General features: G+C 66.3%; 25 protein-coding genes. 18 read left to right on the top strand and 7 right to left on the bottom strand.

The window, feature by feature from the left end; genetic code table 11:
- Nucleotides 1-89 precede the first annotated feature (89 nt).
- Nucleotides 90-518: a VOC family protein gene (locus tag B5X82_RS06465; RefSeq protein WP_079647279.1), complete on the top strand. Its 429-nt coding sequence runs from the start codon at nt 90-92 to the stop codon at nt 516-518.
- Nucleotides 519-637: 119 nt separating this feature from the next.
- On the opposite strand, the gene B5X82_RS06460 is transcribed toward B5X82_RS06465, so the two are convergent.
- Both B5X82_RS06460 and radA read right to left on the bottom strand, forming a co-directional pair.
- A complete protein-coding gene (locus B5X82_RS06460; protein WP_079647278.1) occupies nt 638-1,210 on the bottom strand; it encodes a CvpA family protein in 573 nt (190 codons plus the stop codon).
- A 12-nt stretch (nt 1,211-1,222) separates the two neighbouring features.
- A complete protein-coding gene (radA, locus tag B5X82_RS06455) occupies nt 1,223-2,590 on the bottom strand; it encodes a DNA repair protein RadA (RefSeq protein WP_079647277.1) in 1,368 nt (455 codons plus the stop codon).
- A gap of 259 nt (nt 2,591-2,849) precedes the next feature.
- On the opposite strand from radA, the gene B5X82_RS06450 reads away from it, so the two are divergent.
- The 6 genes from B5X82_RS06450 to rarD all read left to right on the top strand — a co-directional run bounded on the left by B5X82_RS06450 (nt 2,850) and on the right by rarD (nt 10,729).
- Nucleotides 2,850-5,174, top strand: coding sequence for a patatin-like protein (locus B5X82_RS06450; protein WP_079647276.1), 2,325 nt, complete (start codon nt 2,850-2,852; stop codon nt 5,172-5,174).
- A complete protein-coding gene (locus B5X82_RS06445) occupies nt 5,171-5,533 on the top strand; it encodes a hypothetical protein (RefSeq protein WP_235862612.1) in 363 nt (120 codons plus the stop codon). Before B5X82_RS06450 ends, B5X82_RS06445 begins: the two co-directional genes overlap by 4 nt.
- Nucleotides 5,530-6,210, top strand: a complete 681-nt coding sequence (pyrF, locus tag B5X82_RS06440) for an orotidine-5'-phosphate decarboxylase (RefSeq protein WP_079647275.1) — start codon at nt 5,530-5,532, stop codon at nt 6,208-6,210. Before B5X82_RS06445 ends, pyrF begins: the two co-directional genes overlap by 4 nt.
- Before the next feature lie 226 nt (nt 6,211-6,436).
- The gene (locus B5X82_RS06435; RefSeq protein ID WP_079647274.1) at nt 6,437-8,890 is read left to right on the top strand and encodes a TonB-dependent receptor; all 2,454 of its coding nucleotides are present in this window, start codon (nt 6,437-6,439) and stop codon (nt 8,888-8,890) included.
- Between the two features lie 93 nt (nt 8,891-8,983).
- Nucleotides 8,984-9,772 (top strand): sulfite exporter TauE/SafE family protein, encoded by a 789-nt coding sequence (locus tag B5X82_RS06430; protein WP_079647273.1) that lies wholly within the window; start codon nt 8,984-8,986, stop codon nt 9,770-9,772.
- Between the two features lie 66 nt (nt 9,773-9,838).
- Nucleotides 9,839-10,729, top strand: a complete 891-nt coding sequence (gene rarD / locus B5X82_RS06425; protein WP_079647272.1) for an EamA family transporter RarD — start codon at nt 9,839-9,841, stop codon at nt 10,727-10,729.
- A 3-nt stretch (nt 10,730-10,732) separates the two neighbouring features.
- On the opposite strand, the gene B5X82_RS06420 is transcribed toward rarD, so the two are convergent.
- On the bottom strand, nt 10,733-11,617 hold the full coding sequence (locus B5X82_RS06420) for a branched-chain amino acid aminotransferase (protein WP_079647271.1): 885 nt from the start codon (nt 11,615-11,617) through the stop codon (nt 10,733-10,735).
- A gap of 65 nt (nt 11,618-11,682) precedes the next feature.
- Here B5X82_RS06420 and B5X82_RS06415 point away from each other — a divergent pair, with 65 nt between their 5' ends.
- The 3 genes from B5X82_RS06415 (at nt 11,683) to B5X82_RS06405 (ending at nt 13,076) form a co-directional block, all read left to right on the top strand.
- A complete protein-coding gene (locus B5X82_RS06415; protein ID WP_079647270.1) occupies nt 11,683-12,192 on the top strand; it encodes a MarR family winged helix-turn-helix transcriptional regulator in 510 nt (169 codons plus the stop codon).
- A 30-nt stretch (nt 12,193-12,222) separates the two neighbouring features.
- Nucleotides 12,223-12,711 (top strand): glutathione peroxidase, encoded by a 489-nt coding sequence (locus B5X82_RS06410; RefSeq protein ID WP_079647269.1) that lies wholly within the window; start codon nt 12,223-12,225, stop codon nt 12,709-12,711.
- Between the two features lie 143 nt (nt 12,712-12,854).
- Nucleotides 12,855-13,076: a hypothetical protein gene (locus B5X82_RS06405; RefSeq protein WP_079647268.1), complete on the top strand. Its 222-nt coding sequence runs from the start codon at nt 12,855-12,857 to the stop codon at nt 13,074-13,076.
- A gap of 242 nt (nt 13,077-13,318) precedes the next feature.
- Here the strand turns inward: B5X82_RS06405 and B5X82_RS26225 are convergent, their stop codons facing one another.
- Genes B5X82_RS26225 through B5X82_RS06400 form a run of 3 tightly spaced genes read right to left on the bottom strand, consistent with a single transcriptional unit; the run spans nt 13,319 to nt 14,653 of the window.
- Complete coding sequence (locus B5X82_RS26225; RefSeq protein WP_139385034.1) at nt 13,319-13,576, bottom strand: hypothetical protein; 258 nt, start codon at nt 13,574-13,576, stop codon at nt 13,319-13,321.
- Between the two features lie 10 nt (nt 13,577-13,586).
- Entirely contained in the window at nt 13,587-13,949 is a 363-nt protein-coding gene (locus tag B5X82_RS26220; protein ID WP_139385033.1) for a hypothetical protein, read from the bottom strand.
- Complete coding sequence (locus tag B5X82_RS06400) at nt 13,949-14,653, bottom strand: transposase (RefSeq protein ID WP_079647267.1); 705 nt, start codon at nt 14,651-14,653, stop codon at nt 13,949-13,951. The genes B5X82_RS26220 and B5X82_RS06400 overlap by 1 nt, the downstream gene beginning before the upstream one ends.
- Before the next feature lie 1,389 nt (nt 14,654-16,042).
- On the opposite strand from B5X82_RS06400, the gene B5X82_RS27330 reads away from it, so the two are divergent.
- The 6 genes from B5X82_RS27330 (at nt 16,043) to B5X82_RS06370 (ending at nt 20,524) form a co-directional block, all read left to right on the top strand.
- Nucleotides 16,043-16,561 carry an HGGxSTG domain-containing protein gene (locus B5X82_RS27330; protein WP_377266391.1) on the top strand — a complete coding sequence of 173 codons (519 nt, stop codon included), beginning with the start codon at nt 16,043-16,045 and terminating at the stop codon, nt 16,559-16,561.
- A gap of 72 nt (nt 16,562-16,633) precedes the next feature.
- On the top strand, nt 16,634-17,422 hold the full coding sequence (gene cobA, locus B5X82_RS06390; protein ID WP_079647266.1) for a uroporphyrinogen-III C-methyltransferase: 789 nt from the start codon (nt 16,634-16,636) through the stop codon (nt 17,420-17,422).
- A complete protein-coding gene (locus tag B5X82_RS06385) occupies nt 17,419-17,715 on the top strand; it encodes a DUF2849 domain-containing protein (protein ID WP_079647265.1) in 297 nt (98 codons plus the stop codon). Before cobA ends, B5X82_RS06385 begins: the two co-directional genes overlap by 4 nt.
- A complete protein-coding gene (locus tag B5X82_RS06380; RefSeq protein WP_079647264.1) occupies nt 17,715-19,349 on the top strand; it encodes a nitrite/sulfite reductase in 1,635 nt (544 codons plus the stop codon). Before B5X82_RS06385 ends, B5X82_RS06380 begins: the two co-directional genes overlap by 1 nt.
- Nucleotides 19,342-19,767, top strand: a complete 426-nt coding sequence (locus tag B5X82_RS06375) for a DUF934 domain-containing protein (RefSeq protein ID WP_079647263.1) — start codon at nt 19,342-19,344, stop codon at nt 19,765-19,767. The genes B5X82_RS06380 and B5X82_RS06375 overlap by 8 nt, the downstream gene beginning before the upstream one ends.
- Nucleotides 19,760-20,524 (top strand): phosphoadenylyl-sulfate reductase, encoded by a 765-nt coding sequence (locus tag B5X82_RS06370; protein WP_079647262.1) that lies wholly within the window; start codon nt 19,760-19,762, stop codon nt 20,522-20,524. Before B5X82_RS06375 ends, B5X82_RS06370 begins: the two co-directional genes overlap by 8 nt.
- A gap of 192 nt (nt 20,525-20,716) precedes the next feature.
- Here B5X82_RS06370 and B5X82_RS06365 read toward each other — a convergent pair whose 3' ends face one another.
- The gene (locus tag B5X82_RS06365; RefSeq protein ID WP_079647261.1) at nt 20,717-22,231 is read right to left on the bottom strand and encodes a replicative DNA helicase; all 1,515 of its coding nucleotides are present in this window, start codon (nt 22,229-22,231) and stop codon (nt 20,717-20,719) included.
- A gap of 155 nt (nt 22,232-22,386) precedes the next feature.
- Here B5X82_RS06365 and B5X82_RS06360 point away from each other — a divergent pair, with 155 nt between their 5' ends.
- Both B5X82_RS06360 and B5X82_RS06355 read left to right on the top strand, forming a co-directional pair.
- The gene (locus B5X82_RS06360) at nt 22,387-22,824 is read left to right on the top strand and encodes a MarR family winged helix-turn-helix transcriptional regulator (RefSeq protein ID WP_079647260.1); all 438 of its coding nucleotides are present in this window, start codon (nt 22,387-22,389) and stop codon (nt 22,822-22,824) included.
- Nucleotides 22,821-23,870 (top strand): HlyD family secretion protein, encoded by a 1,050-nt coding sequence (locus B5X82_RS06355; RefSeq protein WP_079647259.1) that lies wholly within the window; start codon nt 22,821-22,823, stop codon nt 23,868-23,870. The genes B5X82_RS06360 and B5X82_RS06355 overlap by 4 nt, the downstream gene beginning before the upstream one ends.
- Nucleotides 23,871-23,902 lie beyond the last annotated feature (32 nt).

Genomic DNA, 23,902 nt, shown 5'->3' with positions numbered 1-23,902 from the left:
GGCATCGGCTTACGCAAGACGCGAAAAACCATCTGCACGATATGGGAATCGCGCAGATTGCTCTAGGATCGCCCCGAGAGAGGAAGACCATGGCCCGACTGGAACATTGCAACATCCGCAGCTTCGACCTGGCGGCGACGATCCGCTTCTACGAGGAGGTGATCGGCCTTCGCGCGGGCCCGGTGCCCGGCATGAACCGGGGCGTCTGGCTCTACGATGACAGCGACGTGGCGGTCATCCACGTCATCGACCTCGACACCGACAATCGCGACGCCTCGCTGAAGGAAATCCGGCACCGGCTCGGGGACCTGGCAGGGCCGCTCGATCCCGACGCGATGAAGGGCGGCGGCGCGGTCGACCATATCGCCTTCCACTGCGACGACTATGACGCGATGGTGGCACGGATCGAGGCGCACGGCGCGCCCTACAGGACCTTCGACCTGCCCGCCTACCAGCTCCGCCAGATCCTGGTGAACGACCCCAGCGACGTGACCCTGGAGCTCAACTTCCGGGATTAGAAGGCCCCATCCGTTCGTCATGCCGGCGGAGGCCGGCATCTCAGGCGGCTCCTGCCTCGCGCTCGTCTCTCCTCTCCCGAGATGCCGGCCTCCGCCGGCATGACGAGTCCTTCTGAAGCCTACTCCCCGGCCGGCTTGGCCTGCTCCGCCGGCTTCGCCGCTTCATTCCCATCGCCGATCAGCCCGCCCGCCTTGCGGCGGTTGCCGACCCAGTCGACGATCGCGCGGCCGGTGGCGTTGAGCAGCGGATGGGTCCGCGATGTGCGCATCCAGCCGGGCCGCTCGGCCGCCGCGCCATAGAGCGTGTCGTAGCCGAGGTTGATCAGCAGATAGCCGAGGGTGACGATGATCAGCCCCTTGAGCGCGCCGAAGCCGAAGCCCAGCACCCGGTCGAGCGGCCCCAGCACCGAGCTCCGCATCCGCTGGCCCAGCGTCCCGGCGATCAGCTTGCCCCCGGCATAGACGATCAGGAAGACCAGCGCGAAGGCGAGCACGCTCGCCCCGCTCGGATTGCCGACGACATGGATCAGCAGCTTGGTCGCGACGCCGTGGAACAGCTTGAGCGCGACGATCGCCGCGACCCAGGCGAACAGCGAGATCACCTCGGTCACGAAGCCGCGCATCACGCCGAAGATCGCGCCGCCGAAGATCGCCAGCAGCACGATGATGTCGAGACCGGTCAATCCGCTCATAGGGCTGGTTAGCTACCGGCGGCCGAGGATATGGTCAACGAGCGCGCCGAGGCTGGCGAAGCTTTCCTGCCGCATGCCGGCCGGCGGCCCGTCCTTCGCCTTGGGTCCCCACGCCTTGCCGAAGCCGAGCTTGGTGGCCTCCTTCAGCCGCAGGTTCGCATGCGCGACCGAGCGGACCTCGCCCGACAGCGCGACCTCGCCGAAGGCGATGCAATCGGTTGGCACCGGCCGCTCGGCCAGCGCCGAGACCAGCGCCGCCGCGACTGCGAGGTCGGCGGCCGGATCGGACACCCGATAGCCGCCGGAGATGTTGAGATAGACCTCCGCGGTCGAGAAGCTGAGCCCGCAGCGCGCCTCGAGCACGGCGAGGATCATCGCCAGCCGCCCCGAATCCCAGCCGACCACCGCACGCCGCGGCGTCGCCCCGCTCTGCAATCGCACGATCAGGGCCTGGATCTCGACCAGCACCGGCCGGGTGCCCTCGATCGCAGGGAATACCGTCGCGCCGCTCATCTCCTCGCCGCGATCGGTCAGGAACAGCGTGCTCGGATTGGCGACCTCGTCCAGCCCGGCCTCGGCCATCGCGAACACGCCGATCTCGTCCGTGCCGCCGAAGCGGTTCTTGACCGCGCGGAGGATGCGATACTGGTGGCTGCGCTCGCCCTCGAAGCTCAGCACCGTGTCGACCATATGCTCCAGCACGCGCGGGCCGGCGATCGAGCCGTCCTTGGTGACATGGCCGACCAGCACCAGCGCGGTGCCGCGCTCCTTGGCGAAGCGGATCAATTCCTGGGCGGAGGCGCGCACCTGGCTGACCGTGCCCGGCGCGCCTTCGATCAGGTCGCTGTGCATCGTCTGGATCGAATCGATCACCAGCAGCGACGGCGGCGCCTTCTCCAGCGTGGTCAATATGTCGCGCACCGACGTCGCCGAGGCGAGCTGCACCGGCGCCTGGCCGAGGCCGAGCCGCCGCGCGCGCAGCCGCACCTGGTCAGCCGCCTCCTCGCCCGAGATATAGGCGACCGGCTGCCCCGCCATCGCCATCCGCGCCGACGCCTGGAGCAGCAGCGTCGACTTGCCGATCCCCGGATCGCCGCCGATCAGCGTCGCCGATCCCGGCACCAGCCCGCCGCCGAGCGCCCGGTCGAACTCGGCGATGCCCGTCGTCCAGCGCTTCGGCAGCGGTATGTCGGCATCGAGCCCGACCAGCGTGATCGCCCGCCCGCCAGTGCGCAGGTCGTGCTTCGCCGAGAAGACGGTGACGTTGGTCGCCTCCTCGACCATCGAATTCCATTCGCCGCAATCGGCGCATTGCCCCTGCCAGCGCGTCGCGACGCCGCCGCAGGCCTGACAGACATAGCGTTTCTGCGGCTTCGCCATTCCGGTCCTCATATGAACGAAGCGAGAACATAGCGGGCCGCACCCGCAAGGGCAACCGCCGACCGCGATCCCGCCCCGACCATCCCACTCCTACCCCGTCATTCCCGCGAAAGCGGGAATCCATGGACGGCGGCCCGCAAGAGATCGAATGCTCCGTGACCGTGGATTCCCGCTTTCGCGGGAATGACGATGAGAGGCTGCCGACAGGATCGTGTCGCCTCCCTTGGCATCGAACGGCATATGTGGGACATCGCCCGACATGCGGGAGAAGGAATTGCGGCTCGCGCTGGTCTGCTATGGCGGGGTCAGCCTGGCCGTGTACATGCACGGGATCACCAAGGAGCTGTGGCGGCTCGCGCGTGCCAGCCGCGCCTTCCACGACGGGGCGCCCGCCTCGGTCGGCAGCGAGGCGATCTATCGCCGCCTGCTCGAACAGATCGAAGCGGAGAAGGGCGTCCGCGTCCGCGTCCTGATCGACGTCATCGCCGGCGCCAGCGCGGGCGGTCTCAACGGCATCTTCCTCGGCCATGCCATCTCGACCGGCCAGTCGCTCGAGCCGCTGACCACGCTGTGGCTGGAGAAGGCGGATGTCGAGGTGCTGCTCGATCCCGACGCCCGGCCGCTGCGCTGGTTCACCAAGCTGTGGGCGCTGCCCTTCGCCTGGATGCTGGCGCGCAAGCGCGGCGGCACGGTCGAACGCACCGTGTCGGCCGAGACCCGGGCCGAGGTGCGCCGCAAGCTGTCGGGCTTCGTCCGGGCGCGCTGGTTCCACCCGCCCTTCGGCGGCGTGACCTTCACCAATCTGATCCTGGACGCCTTCGATGCGATGGCGGAGGGGCCGGCGGGGCCGCCGTTGCTGCCCGATCGCCAACCGCTCGACGTGTCGGTCACGGTCACCGACTTCCACGGTTATGACCAGCGGCTGCGGCTGCACAGCCCTGCACTGGCCGAGGAGCGCGAGCACCGGCTGACGATCGGCTTCACCGATCGCGGCATCGGTGAGCGGCTGCTCGCCGACCCGATCGAGCTGGCCTTCGCGGGTCGCGCCACAGCGAGCTTTCCCGGCGCCTTCCCACCCTTCAACGTTGCCGAGATGGACAAGGTGCTGAAGGCGCGCAAGCGCGACTGGCACGGCCGCGAGGCCTTCCTCCACCGCATCTTTCCCAGCGCGGCGGCGAGCGGCAGCCCCGAGGACCTGGTGCTGATCGACGGCTCGGTCCTCGCCAACGCGCCCTTCGGCCCGGCGATCGACGCGCTGCGCAACCGCCCTGCGCGGCGCGAAGTCGACCGGCGCTTCCTCTATCTCGATCCCACCGCCAACGCACACGCCCCGCCCGAACGCTACAGTGACGGCGTGGTGCGCCTGCCTGGCTTCTTCGCGACCATCTTCGGCGCGATGTCCACCATCCCGCGCGAACAGCCGATCCGCGACAATCTGGAATTGATCGAGCAGCGCTCCGCGCGGATCGCCCAGACCAGGCGGATCATCGACGCGATCCGCCCGGAGGTCGAGGCGGCGGTCGAAGCCGCGATGGGGCGGCAGATCCTGCTCTACCGCCCCAGCCCCGAGCGGCTCGGAAGCTGGCGGTCGCGCGCGCATGAGCAGGCTGCGCGTCAGGCCGGCTTCACCTATGCCGGCTACGGCCAGCTCAAGCTGTCGATCATCGCCGATGAACTCGCCTCGACGATCGCGCTGATCGGCGGCGGCGACGACAACAGCTTCCGCCATGCGGTGCGGGCGGGGATCGGCGCCTATATGCGCGACAAGGGCTTCGAGGAGCGGGACGCGCTGAGCGGCGGCGCCACCGCCGAGCCGCTGCTCGAATTCTTCCGCCAGCACGACCTGGGCTTCCGCATCCGCCGGCTGCGCTTCCTGGCCGACCGGTTGACCGAGATCGAAACCGGCAACGGCGGCAGCGACGAGGCCGCGCTCCAGGCCGCGCGCGACGCGATCTACGGATCGCTGGCGCCCTTCCTCAACCTCCAGATGCGCGACCATTATGAGCGGCCGGTCGCCGCCGCCGCGCAGCATTTCGCCGACGATCCCGAGACCGCGCTCGCCAGCATCGCCGCGACCCGCGCCCTCGAGGCGCTCGATGTCGAGACCGACCGGGCGATCGCTGCGGTGCTGCCGCGCCTGTCCAGGGCCGATCGCCGCAGCCTCCTGCTCGGCTATCTCGGCTTCAGCTTCTTCGACCTCGCCACCCTGTCGCTGATGCGGCTGCAGGGGGCTCAGGAATTCCACGCCATCCAGGTCGACCGCATCTCCCCCGACGATTGCGGTTCGATCCGGACGGGCGGCGCGGCCGCGACGCTCAGGGGGATCGAATTCAACCTGTTCGGCGCCTTCTTCAGCCGCGCCTACCGCGAGAACGACTATCTGTGGGGCCGCCTCCACGGCGCCGAGCGGATGATCGACGTGCTGGTCTCGACGATCCCCGCAGGGGAGACGCTCGCCGAGGAAGACGTCGCCACGCTCAAGCGCACCCTTTTCCATGCCATCCTGCACGAGGAGCGCGACCGGCTGAAAGCGATCCCGGACCAGATCGCGACGATCGAGGAGGAGATCGGACCAAACGCGTGACGATCCCCCGCATCTTGACCGCGCCGGACGGCTGGGGGACAAGCGGGACCATGCATTTCCTCAAGACCTTGTTCTGGGTGGTCCTGGCGGTGATCGCGGTGATCTTCTCGCTGCGGAACTGGGCGCCGGTGCCGATCAACCTGTGGGCCGGGCTGACCGCCGACGTGAAGCTGCCGGTCCTCCTCCTGCTCGGCATCCTGATCGGCTTCCTGCCGACCTATGCCGTCCACCGCACCAAATTGTGGCGGCTGCATCGCAGGATCGACAATCTCGAGCGTAATGCGCTAGTGGCGGCCCCGCCCGCGCCCGCGGCGTCCGAACCGATCGCGGCCCCGCCGCCCACTGGAACCGAAGCATGACCCGCAGTCCCATCTATGTGGCGATCGACACGCCCGACATCGCCCGCGCGCGGGAGATCGCTGCGCGGGTCCGCAACCATGTCGGCGGGATCAAGCTGGGGCTCGAATTCTTCTCGGCGCACGGCCAGGCCGGGGTACGGGAGATGGCCGCGCTCGACCTGCCCGTTTTCCTCGACCTCAAGCTCCACGACATTCCCAACACCGTCGCCAAGGCGGTGCAGGCGCTCGCGAGCCTCAAGCCCGCGATCCTGACCGTCCATGCGGCCGGCGGGCTGGCGATGATGGAGGATGCCAAGGCGGCCGCACCGGTGGGCACCAAGGTCGTCGCGGTGACCGTGCTCACCAGCCTCGACGGCAACGACCTCGATTCGATCGGCGTCGCCCCCGACACCCATGCCCAGGTCGAGCGGCTCACCCTGCTCGCCAGGCAGGCCGGGCTCGACGGCGTGGTCTGCTCTGGCAACGAGGTGAAGGCCGCCCGCAAATTGTGGCCGCAGGGCTTCTTCGTCGTCCCCGGCATCCGCCCGGCCGACGGCAACGGCCATGCCGACCAGAAGCGCGTCATGACGCCGCGCCAGGCACTCGACCAGGGCGCGTCGATCCTCGTCATCGGCCGCCCGATCACCCAGGCCGATGACCCCGACCAGGCCGCCCGCGCCATCGAGGCGACGCTCTGACCGGCGCGCCGGTCGAAGCGAGCGGAAATTTAAAATCGAGTAATATCAATATCTTAACCCCATCAAAACCCTTTTATCTACCTTAAAGATAGATTTTCTTTCTTCTCTTCTCGAATAGTAGAGATAAACCTCCTCCCGACAGTTCCCCGGGGCGGGGAGAGCGGGCGCCCACCCCGCTCTCCCCATCGGCCCAAGGGCGAACGGATGATTTGAGAAGGGGGACATCATGAAGAAACTGCTCCTGGCGAGTGCCACACTGGCCGGCCTCACCACTCCGCTCCATGCGCAGGATGCGCCGGCCGCGGCCACCGCCGCCGTGGAAGGCTCCGAGTTCGAATCGCCGCGCGCCAACAGCGAGATCATCGTGACCGCGCGTCGCCGGCAGGAAACTGCGCAGGAAGTGCCGCTGGCGATCTCGGTGGTCGGCGCCAACCAGATCGAGAGCACCGGCAACTTCAACATCCTGAAGCTCCAGCAGCTCGCCCCAACCCTGCAGGTCTATTCGTCCAACCCGCGCAACACCTCGGTCAACATCCGCGGCCTCGGCGTTCCGTTCGGCCTGACCAGCGACGGCTTCGAGCAGGGCGTCGGCATCTATGTCGACGACGTCTACAACTCGCGCGTCGCCGCCGCCGTGTTCGATTTCCTCGACGTGAACCAGGTCGAGGTGCTGCGCGGCCCGCAGGGCACGCTCTACGGCAAGAACACCACTGCCGGTGCCATCAACATCACCACCAACCAGCCGACCTTCGATTTCGAGGGCCGCGCCGAGGTGACGGCCGGCAACCTGGAGTTCAAGCAGGCCAAGGCCGCCGTGTCGGGCCCGCTGTCCGACAAGGTCGCGGTGCGCGTCGCCGGTGGCGTGACCTCGCGCCGGGGCACGCTCTACAACGTCACCACCGGGCAATATATCAACGAGCAGGACAATCTCGGCGTGCGCGGCACCCTGTTGTTCAAGCCCAGCGACGATCTCAAGATCACCCTGTCGGGCGACTACAGCAAGCAGGATCCCCTGGGCTACGGCACCACCTTCGTCCGCGTCGGCCGGACCCAGCGCGCGCTCTCCCGCCAATATGACGCGCTCGTCGCCGCCGCCAATGCCGCCGGCCGCAACTATCAGGTGCCGAGCCGCAACCCCTATGATCGCCTGACCGATCTCGACTCCAGCCTCAACGCCGGCAACAAGATCGGCGGCGTGTCGCTCAAGGCGGTCTGGGGCGTCGGCTCCGGTACCATCACCTCGATCACCGCCTGGCGCTTCTGGGACTGGAAGCCGGAGAACGACCGCGACTTCACCGGCCTGTCGATCGTCGCCAAGTCGCAGAACCCGTCGCAGCAGGATCAGTACAGCCAGGAATTCCGCTATAATTACGAGGGCGAGAAGATCGACTTCGTCGTCGGCCTGTTCGGCTTCAAGCAGCGCATCGACACCCAGGGCACCGAAGCCCAGGGCATCGACGCCAGCCGCTGGAGCCTGAGCGGCGCCCAGGCGAACGACCCCAGCATCCTCAACGGCCTGACCGCGACCAACACGCAATATCTCAAGAGCACCAGCGCGGCGGCCTTCGGCCAGCTCGCCTGGAAGGTGACCGACGCCCTGACCATCCAGCCGGGCGTCCGCCTGAACTACGACAAGAAGAGCGGCTTCTATCAGCGCGTCGTCACCAACGGCGCGGGCCAGGTGATCAGCTGCACTCCGGCTCCGGCGGCGGGCACCGTCCTGGCGGCCCAGTGCGGCGTCTACCAGCCGCAGTCGACCAGCCCGTCGGTGAGCAAGTGGAACTTCAGCTATGATCTGAACGTGAACTACAAGTTCGCGCCCGGCATCCTCGGCTACGCCACCTATGCGAAGAGCTTCAAGACCGTCGGCATCAACCAGAACGGCCTGCCGCTGACCAGCGCCAACGTGCCCGATCTCTCGGCGAGCACGGTGAAGCCGGAATCGGTCCATCACTTCGAGGTCGGTCTGAAGACCCAGTTCTGGGATCGCAAGGCCGTCTTCAACATCAGCGCCTTCCGCACCGACATCAAGAATTTCCAGGCGACCGTGAACGGTGGTCAGTTCGGCACGGTGCGCGGCTATCTCGCCAATGCGGGCAAGGTGCGCTCGCAGGGCATCGAGACCGATTTCCGCATCAATCCCAGCGAGCGTTTCCTCGCTTATGTGAGCGGTGCCTACACCGACGCGAAGTACAAGAAGTTCGTCAACGCGCCCTGCCCGCCCGAGCTGTCGGGCGGCACGCTCCAGCCGGCCGGCGCCGCGCCCGACTATTCGCAGCCCGGTGTGCCGGGTGCGCTCAGCCCGCGGCAGTGCGACATTTCCGGTCAGCGTCTCCCCGGCGTCTCGCGCTGGTCCGCCTCCTTCGGCGCCGAGGCCAATGTCCCGGTCGAGCTGCTGGCGAACGAGGGCCAGGCCTATGTCGGCACCGACGGCAACTACCGCTCGCACTGGAACTCGAACGCCTCGCCGTCGGCCTATACCGAGGTGAAGGGCTATGTGGTGGTCAACTTCCGCGCCGGCTTCCGCACCGAACGGTTCGACATCTTCGGCTGGGTCCGCAACGCCTTCGACAAGAAATATATCGATCTTCTGCAGGTCGCCCCGGGCAATGTCGGCCTGATCGCCGGCACCCTCGGCGATCAGCGCACCTGGGGTGCCACCGTCAAGGCGAAGTTCTGATAGCCGCCCCCCGATAAAAGCTACCTTGCTTTCCTGCCCCGGTCGGTGCCTGAGAGGCGCCGGCCGGGATTTTTTGGATGGAAGATCAGTCGCATGTTCTCCTTCTCGCTTCCCGAACTCACCTTCGCCCATCTCCAGGCCCTGGCGCCGTTCATCGGCGTCGGCTTCGTGGCGCAGGTCGTCGACGGCGCGCTCGGCATGGCGTTCGGGGTCATCACCAACACGCTGCTGGTCAGCGTCATCGGCATCGCCCCGGCGCGCGCCTCCGCCAGCGTCCATCTGGTCGAGACCTTCACCACCGCCGCCTCGGCGGTCAGCCACATCGCCCAGCGCAACGTCGACTGGCGGCTGTTCGCGCGGCTCGTCCTGCCGGGCATGCTCGGCGGCATCGTCGGCGCCTATCTGCTCGCCAATATCGACGGCTCGGTCGCGCGGCCGTTCGTGATGGCCTATCTGGTCGGGATCGGCATCTACCTGCTGTGGCGCGCCTGGCGGATGGACCATGGCGCCGAGCACAAGCCCGCGAAGGTGATCGCCCCGCTCGGCCTGGTCGGCGGTTTCCTCGACGCGGCGGGCGGCGGCGGCTGGGGGCCGGTCGTCACCTCCAACCTGCTGGTCCAGGGCACCGAGCCGCGCCGCACGATCGGCACCGTCAACACCGCCGAATTCTTCCTGACCTCGACGATCTCGCTGACCTTCATCGCCACGCTCGGCCTGCAGGCCTTCACGATCGCGGCGGTCGGCCTGATCATCGGCGGCCTGCTCGCGGCGCCGATCGGCGCGCTGCTCGTCAGGCGCATCCCGGCGAAGCGGCTGCTGACGATGGTCGGCATCGTCCTCGTCGCGACCAGCGTCTTCAGCCTGTGGAAGGCGCTGGCCTGACGGCCCGCCGCGCGTCGCGCCGAAGGGCGATTGCCTTTCGGTCCGCGCGGCAATAGGCGGCCTTGCATGTCGTCCCGCTCCGAAACCCGCCTCGGCGTCGCGATGGGCCTTGGCGCCTACACCATCTGGGGCCTGCTGCCGCTGTTCATCCGCGCGCTGCAGGCGCTTCCGGTGGCGGACATCCTCGCGCACCGGGTGATCTGGTCGCTCGCGATCCTGCTGGTCCTCGCCACCGTGGCGAAGCGCTGGCCGGCGATCCGGACGGCGATCGCCACGCCGCGCTTCCTGCTGGCCCTGGTCGCGTCGACGCTGCTGATCGGCACCAACTGGATGATCTACGTCTACAGCGTCAACAGCGGCCACACGCTGCAGGCCAGCCTCGGCTATTTCATCAACCCGCTGGTCAACGTGCTGCTCGGCGTCGTCTTCCTGCGCGAGCGGCTGGGCCGGCCGGAGACGGTCGCGATCCTGCTCGCCGCGGCCGGCGTCGCCGCGCTCGCTCTCCACCAGGGCGGCAGCACGCTGATCCCGCTCGGCCTCGCGATCACCTTCGGCCTCTACGGCCTCGTCCGCAAGATCGTCGGCCTCGGCCCGGTCGAGGGGCTGCTGATCGAGACCGGGCTGCTGCTGCCGATCGCCCTTGCCTGGCTGCTGACCATGCCGAACGCGCTCGCCCGGCCGGATGCCCCGGCGATCTGGCTGGTGATGGCGAGTGGCCTCGTCACCACTGTGCCGATGCTGCTGTTCGTCGGCGCCGCCAACCGGATGCGCTATTCGGAGCTCGGCCTGCTCCAATATGTCGGCCCGACCCTGCAGCTGCTGATCGCGGTGCTGGTGTTCGGCGAGCCGCTGCTGCCGATCCACATGCTCGCCTTCGCGCTGATCTGGTCGGGCCTCGCGGTCTATGTCGCCGTCACCTGGCACCGCGGCCGGGTGACGCCCTCGGTGCCCGAATAGCGATCAGCCCGCCGCCAGCCGCCCCCGCACCAGATCGGCATAGTCCTTCCGCATCTGCCGGCTGAGCTCGCCCGTCCCGAAGGTCCACGGCCCGATCGAGGCGACGCCGACGATCTCCGCCGCCGATCCGGTCAGGAAGCATTGCTCGAACCCCTCCAGCTCCTCGGGCCAGATCGCGCGCTCGACCACCTCGATCCCGCGCCGCCGCGCCAGGCCGATCACGGTCTGGCGGGTGATGCCGTTCAGGAAACAGTCCGCCGCCGGCGTATGCAGCACCCCGTCCTTGACGAAGAAGGCGTTGGCCGCGGTCGCCTCCGCCACCTGGCCGCGATGGTCGAACATCAGCGCGTCGTGGAATCCCCGCCCCTCGGCATGGTGCTTGGACATCGTCGCGATCATGTAATGGCCCGACGCCTTGGCCTGCACCGGCGCGCAATAGGGCGGCGGCCGGCGCCACGGCGCGATGTCGAGCCTCAGCCCCGCCGCGTCGGGATCGAAATAGCTGCCCCATGCCCAGCAGGCGATCGCCAGGTGCGGCCGCGTCCGGATCGCCGACACCCCCATCTGCTCCGATCCGCGCCACGCGACCGGGCGGACATAGGCGTCCTTCAGCCCGTTCGCCGCCAGCGTCTCGATGCAGGCCGCGTCGATCGCCTCGACCGACCAGGGCAGCTCGAACCCCAGCAGCCGCGCGCTCTCCCGCAGCCGGCGGCTGTGCCAGCTCAGTTCGAAGATCGTGCCCCCATAGGCGCGCACCCCCTCGAACACCGACGAGGCGTAATGGAGCGCATGGGTGAGGACATGGACGTTCGCCGACCGCCAGGGCACCAGCCCGCCGTCCATCCAGATGAAGCCGTCGCGATCGTCGAACGTTATTTCCTCAGCCATTTTTCCGCTTTCACGCACGATTCTTTCGTTGCATCGGATTAGAAGCAGTGGCAAAATACGTCAACATGGCTGTCCAAAATCCCCCCGACGGCTTCCGCGCCGCCTCCCCCCTCTTCCTGCGCGAGCCGGAGATCCGGCGCGGCGTCGAGCTGCTCTATTTCGGCTATAGCCACCTGCTGCGCGGCATCGACGAGGGGCTGGCGAAACAGGGCCTCGGCCGCGCGCATCATCGCTCGCTCTATTTCATCGCCCGCAACCCCGACATCACGGTCAGCGAGCTGCTGCGCCTGCTCGGCATCACCAAGCAGTCGCTCGGCCGCGTCCTCAACGAGCTGGCCGAGCGCGGCCTGATCGAGACGCGCATGGGCCGCGAGGACCGGCGCCAGCGCCTGCTCCGCGTCACCGAGGCGGGTGCGGAACTGGAAGCGTCGCTGTTCGAGGCGCTGCGCGAACGGCTGTCGGGCGCCTATGCCCAGGCCGGGCAGAATGCGGTGACCGGCTTCTGGGCGGTGCTCGAAGGACTGGTTCCGGCCGAGGAGAAGCCGCGCATGCCGCACGCCGGCAAGCGGGGATGACGAGGGGAAGCGAGCGATGAGGGATCAGCGATGACGACCGCCTACGACTTCTCGGCCCGCGCGATCGACGGCAGCGAGGTTCCGCTCGATCGCTGGCGCGGCAAGGTGCTGCTGATCGTCAACACCGCCAGCCAGTGCGGCTTCACCCCGCAATATGCCGGGCTGGAGATGCTGCACGAGCAGCTCTCCGACCGCGGGCTGGTGGTGCTCGGCTTCCCCTGCAACCAGTTCGGCGGGCAGGAGCCGGGCGACGAGGCGGAGATCGACGCCTTCTGCCGCACCAGCTACGACGTCCGCTTCCCGATGTTCGCGAAGGTCGAGGTCAACGGCCCCGGCGCCCACCCGCTCTACGGCTGGCTGAAGAGCAACGCGCGCGGCATCCTCGGCACCGAGGGCATCAAGTGGAACTTCACCAAGTTCCTGATCGACCGTTCCGGCCAGGTGTTCAGCCGCTACGCCCCGACGACGAAGCCCGAAGCGATCCGCGGCGAGATCGAGGAACTGCTCGAAGGCGCCTGACTTCCCCTTCTCCCCCTCCCTTTCAAGGGAGGGGGCCGGGGGGTGGGTGCGGGCGAAGCGAGCCTACTTCCGCCCTTCCATCCTCCCATTTCAGGGATACTATACTAATTTCCAGCGGGGTCTCGGGAGCGACGACCGAGACGGTGCTGAGCGGCACCGCCGACTCTTATGAGGCGGCGATCCAGCACGCGAAGGCGATGATGACCGCCCATGCCGGCTACAACGAGATCGCGGCGGTCCAGGTCGGTTCCGACACCTACCTCTTCAGCACCGGCATGCCGTCGAGCGACATCCCGAAGGACAGCGTGATGGCGCTCAACACCTTGGCGACCGATTTCGAGATCGGGGATTTTGTTATTAGATGAGCAGGCTAGTTCTTCGACCGTTGGAGCGTCAGCTTCACGCCCTAATTACTGCCGTTCCGGCTCGTCCTGCGCAGCACCAAAAGCGGTCGTTCGTTCATACGGCTTCGGCCGAGGAAGGGGCGACCCTAATGTCGGACGATCCGTAATTTCAGGGACACTATACTAATTTCGTTTCCGCGTCGGCGGGCGGATTGCAATTCAGTATAGTGTCCCCGGAATTTGCGTCCCCGGAATTTCGGAATTCATACCCTCGGAAGTTTTGATATCTTATTCTGGATAACCCTTGCCCATTCTTCTACATTATTAATCTCTCTATATTCATTTTTTTCAAACTTAATTCCATATTTTCTTTCAATAGATAATGCAATTGCCGATAAGTCATCAGATGCTATGGATAAATCAATATAAAGGCTATCAATATTACTGAATTCTTTATCATAATACTTAGATATTTCAGCTCGTAAAATTGCGATTGATTGATCAATATTTAGATTTGGCATGGCAAGAATCCTACTCTCGATTGGCACAGATCGCGATTGAAGCGGCGCCCCAAGCCAGCAGGACGCCGCCAACCACGACGTTCGCTCGGCCAAGCACTGTGGCAACCCGCACACTGCCAAAAGCGGCCTTGGTGAGATTACGCAATGCGGCTCCTTCGAAGCGGGTGTTCAGTCCCAATTGTAAGGAAGTATAATTTAAAACATTAGTAAATTTAGATGATTCACCAATAACCGGAATGCCAGCGAGGGGCTTGAATACTGGCAGCGATCCTATTTCTGAGGCCAATTTTCCAAAATCAAGACCTGTAGGCGTATCTCCATCTCCAAAGCCATATTGCGCAGCCGTGCAATCCTTGGCATATTTTAGGGACACTATACTAATTTCCCATCCTTCGGCTTTGGTCCGCGCTTGGCGGGAGAAAGCTGTCGACCGGTGGCCCGCTCCTGCCGCGCGATCCATTCTTCAGCAGCGAGCGGCCGACCGGTGCGCAGCCGCGCCTCGATCGCCTCGGCCAGCGCCTCTCCCTTCACATCAACGGCGCCGGCCTCGGCGCCGTACCGCAGCATCGCCCGCCAGTTGGGAATATGCGCACCCAGTGCCTCAATATCCGTCAGCGGATCGTCAGGCATCCGTTTGCCCGCGATGTGGCTGCGCGCGCTGGACCAACGCCAGTCTTCCGCCTGCGCGACGAGCCCTGCTGCAACCGGGTTGCGCTCGACATAGCGCACCGCCGCCACGAGATGCGGGTCGTCCATCGGATAGCTCGCGAAGCGCCCCTGAAAGAGGTAGCCGCGCCAGCCTTCCCGGAAATTGACGTGGCGCGTGTAGCGGCGATGCGCCTCGCCGAGCGCCGCGCGCAGACCATCGGCCTCGTCCGGGACGAGGATCAGATGGACGTGATTGTCCATCAGGCACCAGGCAAGGCAACGCACCTTCGCCCGGGAGCAGCCCTCGCGCAGGAGTTGGAGATAGAGCCTCCGGTCCTCGTCACCGAAGAAGATCGGCTGCTTCCGGTTCCCGCGCTGCGTCACATGATGCGCGACGCCGGGGATTACGATGCGGGAAAGGCGGGCCATAGCTCGGTATCGCTTTCACATCGGCAGTAGATTTCAATTTAGTATTATGTCCCCGAAATTTTAATTGTCCAACCCGCCGTTTACTTCGCTCTTAGAAAAGTTTTTCGGAAGTGATTTGCAAGCCGTCGAGGTCGTTCGGAAGAAGGCCAGATAAACGCGTTTGCTCAAACCAGTTCTAATTCGGAAAGGGTATCCATCTCGTAATGTTAGTCTCGATTATGTCATCCAGCACATGGGACAACAGCCCGAGACCTTGATTGTCAAGCAAGGGGCGACGAGGCCAGCTCAGTCCGACGTTGGGATTGGGCCAGATGCGGCATCTGCTCCAGACAGCAGGAATGATGACCCAATCCTCAATTTGAATTTCGCTCGATCGCGCAGCGTTAAGGTGCAGAAACAGCCTCCCTACAATGAGAGAGATAGTCTGTATGTTGCGGTCCGTTCCGTCCAACGGTGGAATCGGCCCCGCGGTTGACCTTGCAACGGTGTGACTGTGTCTCCGACCTGCAGATCGAGACCTGCTTACGTGATTGCCGACGTAGATGCGGAAATAGGGAGGTATTGTCCCGTTATCTCGCAACGCCACTCGGTCTGCTTTTGGGGTTAGCGAAGTACCAAGCGTGGAATGTTCCATCACTATAAATTTTTGCGCACACCATTGAGCAAGCGCTTCCAAGTCTGCCGCACTCAGTGTGACTTGGTTACCCTTAATCATAGATTCAAGAAAGGGACGAACCTGTCCCTCGCGGCGATTCATCCATCCATTATTGCATCGCTCACAAACCGCCCTAACCTGAATGTTGAAGACGCGGCCCGGTTTACGCCTGGGACCTGTAATCTCTTCTTTTCCATCAGGAGTTCGCGAAATGGCTTGGCGGTCGTATGTGGGTAGAGTGGTATCCGGTGCTGCTTGCTCGACCAACAAATCATGCATCCAAGTAGACCAGATGTGCTCTTTGCTATCGACTGGATTATCGCAGAAGATGCACTGACGACGAGGTTTATTCATGTCGACCGATCAATGGGAGATGACGCCCTGCGCGGGATGCTCAGCGCGCCACATAAGCAGCATGAATCTAAAAAAAGTCGAGTCTGAAGCGGATGAAGGCGAGGAAGCCTGGCGTTTCCCGCGCCAACGCTGAACGGGACACCAATTCTTTCGTTCGGTTTTGATCCGCATTAGCGAGAAAAAACGCGATCGGCAGCCCGTTTTTGCCACCGGAGCCATTCTGCTGTTGCGAGCGGGCAGCCCTTGCGCAATCGCCCTCGGTCAGCAGCCACTCTCCTCGCTGCAAAATGTTCTATTTTTGTTCTTTTAATTTTTCCACCTCTCACTAAGCTGGACGGCTTCCAAAACCACGCCTGAAGGCGTCGCCTCGAGATACAGACATGCACCTCCAAACCCACACCCCCGGCCAACCCGCCATCCTCGCCAGCGCTCCCCGTTGCGGCGCCCGCACGCGTTCCGGCCTCCCCTGCCGGTCGCCTGCGGTGAAGGGGAACCGGCGGTGCCGCATGCACGGGGGCAAGGGCAGCGGTGCGCCGCGCGGCAATCGCAACGCGTGGAAGCATGGGCTGCGGTCCGCCTGGATCCGGTCGGTCGTCCGCTATCTGCGCGCCACCAGCCCGGCCGCGACGGATCGGCTGGTCGAGGGGTTCGGCGCGGCGGATGGTCCGGCCTTCGCCGCATCGGGGCCGGGCGGGAAAAATGGAAAAACGCACACACAACCCCATGCACCCGGAAAATGCGGGGCGGATGGTGCCGCCGTCGCGCCGTTACGGGGGGAGGGCCGCGCGCTCCTGACGCCAGAGATTCCGGCCTCCGCCGGAATGACGCTTGCAGGAGAGGTGCCGCGAGGGCGAACGCGGGCGCGGGAAGCATCGCGACGAGACCGGCTAAGTCCTTGAGCAAAGAAAACTTGGCCGCCCCCCAAGCATCCTTGATTTGCGCAGCGCGGCATCAGGGCCCATGTGGCGGCCATGGCATCCTTGCTTGATCCCGAAGCGCGTGGGCGCGTCATCCTGGTCGGCGCCGGTCCCGGCGATCCCGGCCTGCTGACCCTGCGCGCGGTCGAGGCGCTGCGCGCCGCCGACGTCGTCGTCCATGACGGGCTGATCGACCTGCGCGTGCTCGATTATGCGCCGCCCTCGGCCCAGCGCATCTCGGTCGCCAAGAAGCGCGACCGCCACACCCTGCCCCAGGACGCGATCAACGCGCTGATCATCGCCCATGTCAAGGCGGGGTCGGTGGTCGTCCGGCTGAAGGGCGGCGACCCGTTCGTGTTCGGCCGCGGCGGCGAGGAGGTCGAGGCGGTCCGCGCGGCCGGCCTGCCGGTCGAGGTCGTCCCCGGCGTCTCCTCGGCGCTCGGTTGCGCGGCGGAGGCGATGCTGCCGCTGACCCATCGCGACTGGTCGAGCGCGGTCAGCTTCGTCGCCGGCACCTGCAAGGGGCTGACCGAACAGAACTGGGCCGGGCTCGCTGGCCAGGGCCGCACCCTCGTCATCTATATGGGCGTCACCTGCGCCGGCCTGATCGCCGACAAGCTGATGGCGGACGGGGTCGCCCCCGACATGCCTGTCGCGGTGCTCGAACGCGGCACCCTCGAAGGGTCGCGCGCGATGCGCACCCTGCTCGCGGACCTCGGCGACATGGTGGAGCGCGAGAAGGTGATCAGCCCGGCGATCATCGTCGTGGGCGAGGTAGTCCTGCTGTCCGACGCGCAGGACAGGCTGACGGCATTGGCCAAGCAAGTGGAGGCATATTCTTGAAGCTGGTAACCGGCAACGATCTCAAGACCGGGGCGGTGATCTGGTGGGCCGGCGACGGCTGGTCGCGCCATATCGAGGAAGCGGTCGACGTCGGCGAGACCGGCGATGCGCTGATCGCCGCCGAGACCGCCGCGCAGCGCGTCAACGGTGGCTATGTCGTCGAGGCGACGCCGACGCCCGAGGGGCCCCGTCCCGCCCATATCAAGGATCGGATCCGGGCGCTCGGCCCTACCGTCCGCCTCGATCTCTCGCTGAAACCCGTCGATCCCGACGCCGGCAATTGGGTGATCTGATGTACCGCTACGACACTTACGACCAGGCGATCGTCGACGCCCGCGTCGAGGAATTCCGCGACCAGGTGGCCCGCCGCATCGCCGGCGAGATGAACGACGACCAGTTCAAGCCGCTGCGGCTCAAGAACGGCCTCTATCTCCAGCTCCACGCCTATATGCTGCGCGTCGCCATCCCCTATGGCACGTTCAACGCGTTGCAGATGCGCACGCTGGCGCGGATCGCGCGCGAATATGACCGCGGCTACGGCCACTTCACCACGCGCCAGAACCTCCAATATCACTGGATCAAGCTCGATCAGACCCCCGACATCCTCGCCGAGCTGGCGAAGGTCGAGATGCACGCCATCCAGACCAGCGGGGAGAGCATCCGCAACATCTCGGCCGACCAGTTCGCCGGCGCCGCCGCCGACGAGATCTGCGATCCGCGCCCCTGGGCGGAGCTGCTGCGCCAGTACACCACCTTCCACCCCGAGTTCAGCTACCTGCCGCGCAAGTTCAAGATCGGGCTGATCGCGTCGGAGCAGGACCGCGCCGCGATCAAGCTGCACGACGTGGGCTTGCGCATCCTCCGCAACGACGCGGGCGAGATGGGCTTCGAGATCCATGTCGGCGGCGGCATGGGGCGCACCCCCTTCGTCGCCTCGCTGATCCGCCCCTTCCTGCCGGCCAACCGGATCTGCTCCTATCTGGAGGCGATCCTGCGCGTGTGGAACCGCAACGGCCGCCGCGACAACATCCACAAGCAGCGGATCAAGATCCTCGTCCACGATCTCGGCGCGGAGGAGTTCACCCGCCAGGTCGAGGAGGAATGGCAGGCGATCCAGCCGCAGATGGACGATATTCCGATGAAGGAATTCGAGCGCATCGCGGCCTATTTCGCGCCGCCCGCGTTCGAGACCGGCCTGAGCGACGAGATCGACCTGTCCGATCCCGATTTCGCCCGCTGGGTGAAGCACAACGTCCATGCGCACAAGCAGCCGGGCTATGCGATCGCCACGATCAGCCTGAAGAAGGTCGGCGAGACGCCGGGCGACATCAGCGCCGATCAGATGGACGTGGTCGCCGATCTCGCCGAGCGCTACAGCCTCGACGACCTGCGCTCCACCCATGCGCAGAACCTCGTCCTGCCGCACGTCCGCAAGGCCGATCTCCACGCGGTGTGGCAGGCCCTGCGCGACGCCGATCTGGCGACGGCGAGCCTCGACCTCGTCACCGACATCATCGCCTGCCCCGGGCTCGACTATTGCACCCTGGCCAATGCCCGTTCGATCCCGCTCGCGCAGAAGATCGCCGAGCGCTTCGCCGACTATGACGTGCAGCGCGACCTGGGCGAGCTGAAGATCAAGATATCGGGCTGCATCAACGCCTGCGGCCACCACCATGTCGGGCACATCGGCATCCTCGGCGTCGATCGCAAGGGTACCGAGAATTACCAGCTGCTGCTCGGCGGATCGGGCGCGGAGGACGCGGCGCTCGCCAAGATCACCGGCCCCGGCTTCGACGAGGACGGCGTGGTCAACGCGATCGAGCGTGCGATCGGCAAATATCGCGAGGTGCGCGTTGACGGCGAGCGCTTCCTCGACACCTATCGCCGCGTCGGCTTCGAGCCGTTCAAGGAGGCGATCTATGGCTGAGGTGCTGCGCTATCGCGACGACGAGCCGGCCGACGAGCCGGCGGTGACCCTCGACGCCTTTCTCGACCAGCCCGACGCGACGTCGGTGCGGATCGAGGCGGGCGAGGACGTGCGCCGGCTGGTGCCGGTGCTCGACCGGCTTCGCCTGGTCGAGATCGACTTCCCGCGCTTCCGCGACGGGCGCGGCTACTCCTCCGCGCGCATCCTGCGCGAGGCCGGCTACACGGGCGAGATCAAGGCGGTCGGCGACGTGCTGCTCGACCAGCTCCTCTTCATGCGCCGCTGCGGCTTCGACTCCTTCGCTCCCGATCATCCGATCGATCCGGCGGCGGCCGAGCGCGCGATGAGCATCTTCCCGGCCGTCTATCAGCAGGCCGCCGACGGCCTCACGCCCGTCTGGGCGAAGCGGCATGGCTGAGACGGCCCGCCGCATCGACCGGATCGACACCGCGCCGCGCTTCACCGCTGCGGACGTGGCCCGCCTCAACGCGCGCTTCGAGGGCGTCGCGACGCAGGAGGTGATCCGGGCGGTGCTGGAGGAAGGGCTGCTCGGCCGCATCGCCGTCGTCTCTTCCTTCGGCGCGGAGTCGGCGGTGCTGCTCGATCTGGTCGCGGCGGTCGATCCGTCGACCCCGGTGATCTTCCTCGATACGGGCAAGATGTTCCCGGAGACGCTCGCCTATCGCGACACGCTGGTCGCCCGGCTCGGGCTGACCGGCATCCGCAACGTCACGCCCGAAGCGGCGGCGGTCGCGGCGAAGGACGGCACCGGGCTGCGCTGGTCCTACGATCCCGACGGCTGCTGCGAGATCCGCAAGGTGCTGCCGCTCGCCGCGGCGATGAAGGATTTCGACGCCTCGATCACCGGCCGCAAGGGCTTCCAGGCCTCCACCCGCTCGGGCATCGCGCGGTTCGAGCTCGACGGCGACCGGATCAAGTTCAACCCGCTCGCCGACTGGACCAAGGCCGATCTCGATCGCTGGTTCGAGGCGCGCGGGCTGCCGCGCCATCCGCTCGAGGCGCAGGGCTATCTGTCGATCGGCTGCGCCCCGTGCACCAGCGTGGTCAAGCCGGGCGAGGATCCGCGCGCCGGCCGCTGGCGCGGCTGGGACAAGGTCGAGTGCGGCATCCACGGCGAGCCGATCGTCCGCCCGGGCGAGGAGCCGGTCTTCTGACCGGGGCTATTCGATCAGGAACAGCCCCAGCTTGTAGATGACGTAGAACGGCATGCAGAGGACCGCCATCGTCAGCACGCGGTCCATGACATGATCGATGCGCTCCATGATCGCACCCTCTCCCCACCTGAGCCCGCTTCTTGCGGATGCCTGGACTGAGAAGATCACGAATCGGCAGGCTTGTCGAGCACCTCAATCGTCGAAGTCGCTGGTCCCGTAATAGTCGTCGGCGAGGTCCGAGAATTTGGTGAACCGGCTCTCGAACTTGAGCGGGATCGTGCCGGTCGAACCGTGGCGCTGCTTGGCGATGACCAGCTCGGCGCGGTTGTGGGCCCGCTCCATCTTGATCTTCCACTCCTCGAAGGCGGTGACCTCGACCGCGCTGTCGCCGGCCTCGATCGAGGCCTCCTTGGGACGGATCAGGTTGAGGTAGTAATCCTCGCGGTAGACGAACCAGACCATGTCGGCGTCCTGCTCGATCGATCCCGATTCGCGCAGGTCCGACAGCACCGGCTTCTTGTTCTCGCGCTGCTCGACCGCGCGGCTGAGCTGCGACAGCGCGATCACCGGAACGCTCAGCTCCTTGGCCAGCGTCTTGAGGCCGCGGCTGATCTCCGAGATCTCCTGCACGCGGTTGCCGTCCGAGCTGCGCCCCGATCCCTGGAGGAGCTGGAGATAGTCGACGATGATGCAGCCGATCCCCCGCTGCCGCTTCAGCCGGCGCGCGCGGGTGCGCAGCGCGGCGATCGTCAGGCCGGGGGTGTCGTCGATATAGAGCGGCAGGTTCTCGAGGTCCTGCGCCGCGCGCGCGAAGGTCGCGAACTCCGCATGGCTCATCTTGCCCATGCGGATCTGCTCGGAGCTGATCTCCGCCTGTTCGGACAGGACGCGGCCGGCGAGCTGGTCGGCCGACATCTCCAGGCTGAAGAACGCGACCGGCGCCCCCACCGTATGGGCGATGCCGTCCTGCTGGTCACGGATGTAGCGCTGTGCGACGTTGAACGCGATGTTGGTGGCGAGCGAGGTCTTGCCCATGCCCGGACGCCCGGCGAGGATGATCAGGTCGGACGGATGCAGGCCGCCGATCTTGGCGTTCAGCCGTTCGAGCCCGGTGGTGAGGCCGGCGACATGGCCGCCCGAATTGAGCGCGGCGCTCGCGGTCTCGATGACGATCTTGGTGGCCTGACCGAAGCTCTTGACGCTGCCCTCCTCGCCGCCTTCCTCGGCGACCTTGTAGAGCGCAATCTCGGCCTGCTCGATCTGCGCCTTGGGATCGACCTCCTCCGAGGTGTCGAGCGCGCCTTCGACCATGCCGCGGCCGACCGCGACGAGCGCGCGGAGCAGGGCAAGGTCGTAGATCTGGTTGGCGAAGTCGCGCGCGCCGATCAGCGCGGCGCCGCTGCCGGTCAGCTGCGCCAGATAGGCCGGGCCGCCCAGCTCGCGCATGCTGGCGTCGCCCTCGAACATGGGACGCAGCGTCACCGGCGTCGCCAGCATGTTGCGATCGAGCATGCGCAGGATCGCCTCATAGATACGGCCGTGCAGCGGCTCGAAGAAATGTTCGGGCCTGAGCTTGATCTGGATGTCCTCGACGATGCGGTTGTCGAGCATCATCGCGCCGAGCAGTGCGGCCTCCGCCTCGATGTTGTGCGGCAAGGCGGGCGGCTCGCCCGGCGCGGGCGGCAGGATGGATACGGGCTCGACCATGGTCCGATTATCCCCGCCCCGGCGCCCCGCCGCAAGCGCTTGCCTGCAAAAGTTCCGGGGGTCGATCTGTGGATATATTCCCGCTTGCAATACATACAGCAAGTATCCACAATGTAAGCATGCATACAGAATTGAGTCGCCGCGTTTCCTTTCTGATGCACGATATCGCGCGCCAGTCCCGCTATTGGTTCGACGCGCGCGCCCGCTCGCGCGGGCTGACCCGCGCCCAATGGCGCGTGCTGCTCTGCCTCGATCGCTCCGACGGCCCGACCCAGAGCGAGGTCGCGGAAATGCTCGATGTCGAGCGGATCACCCTGTGCCGCATGGTCGACCGGCTGTCCGAGGGCGGGCTGGTCGAGCGGCGCGCCGATCCCGCCGACCGCCGCGTCTGGCGGCTCTACCTGACCGACAAGGCTGCGCCGCTCGTCGAGGAACTGACCGACATCGCCAACGAGATGGAGAATAATCTGCTCGCCCCGCTCGACGCCAGGCAACGCGAGACCCTGACCGACCTGCTTACGATCGTCCGCGATCATTTCCGCGAACAGGACGAGCGCAGCGATCCGCCGCTCGTGGCGGAGCACCGGCAATGAACGAGATGCGCTCGATCGCCGGCGACGTAGCGCTGGCCGAGCCGGCCACGGCCGGCGAGCGGCGGCTCGGGCGGCTCGCGGCGATGCTGTCGGTGCCGGCGCTGCTGCTGGCGACCGGGGTCTATCTGTGGCTGACCGGCGGGCGGACCGTCTCGACCGACAACGCCCAGGTCAACGCCCATGTCGTAGAGGTCAGCGCCGAGGTCGCGGGCCGCATCACCGATGTCCATGTGAGCGAGAACCAACTGGTGAAGAAGGGCGACCTGCTCTTTCGGATCGATCCCCAGCCCTATCGCATCGCGCTGATGCAGGCGGAAGCCGCCGTCGGCAATGCCGAGCTGACCGTCGCCCAGCTAGAGAGCACCTATCACGCCAAGCGGGCCGACACCGCCAAGAGCGTGTCCGACGTCAATCTCGCCCGCGACACCTTCGCGCGGCAGCAGGAGCTGCTCGCGCGCGGCTTCACCACCCGGGCATCCTATGACGCCGCCAAGGCCGCGCTCGCCGCCGCCCAGGCGGAACAGGCCTCCGCCCGGTCGGAGGCCGAGTCGGCCCGCGCCGTGATCGGGACGTCGCGCAACGGCGGCCACCCGCAGATCGAGGCCGCGGTCGCCGCGCGCGACAAGGCCGCGCTCGACCTTGCCCGCACCGAGGTCCGCGCGCCGATCGAGGGCCGGATCAGCCAGGCCGACAAGCTCCAGCCCGGCACGATGGCGATCCAGATGCTGCCGATGGTCAACATCGTCAGCAACCATGGCTATTGGATCGACGCCAATTTCAAGGAAACCCAGCTCGACAAGGTCCGCATCGGCCAACGCGCGGACATCGAGCTCGACGCGATGCCCGGCCGGACGATCAAGGGCCACGTCATCGGCATCAACGCCGGCACCGGCTCGCAATTCTCCCTGCTGCCGCCGCAGAATGCGACCGGCAACTGGGTGAAGGTCACCCAGCGCGTCCCCGTCCGCATCCAGATCGACGACCGGCTCGACCGGCCGCTCGTCGCCGGCTGGAGCGCCCATGTCACGGTACACGTCGCCGATTGAGTTCCTCCCCCGAGGCCAACTGGAAGCATGCA

It is taken from the genome of Rhizorhabdus histidinilytica, assembly GCF_900167915.1.
GTDB classification, from domain to species: Bacteria; Pseudomonadota; Alphaproteobacteria; order Sphingomonadales; family Sphingomonadaceae; genus Rhizorhabdus; species Rhizorhabdus histidinilytica.
Note: the sequence above shows the minus strand (reverse complement) of the source record. Positions and strands in the feature narration are given on the sequence as shown.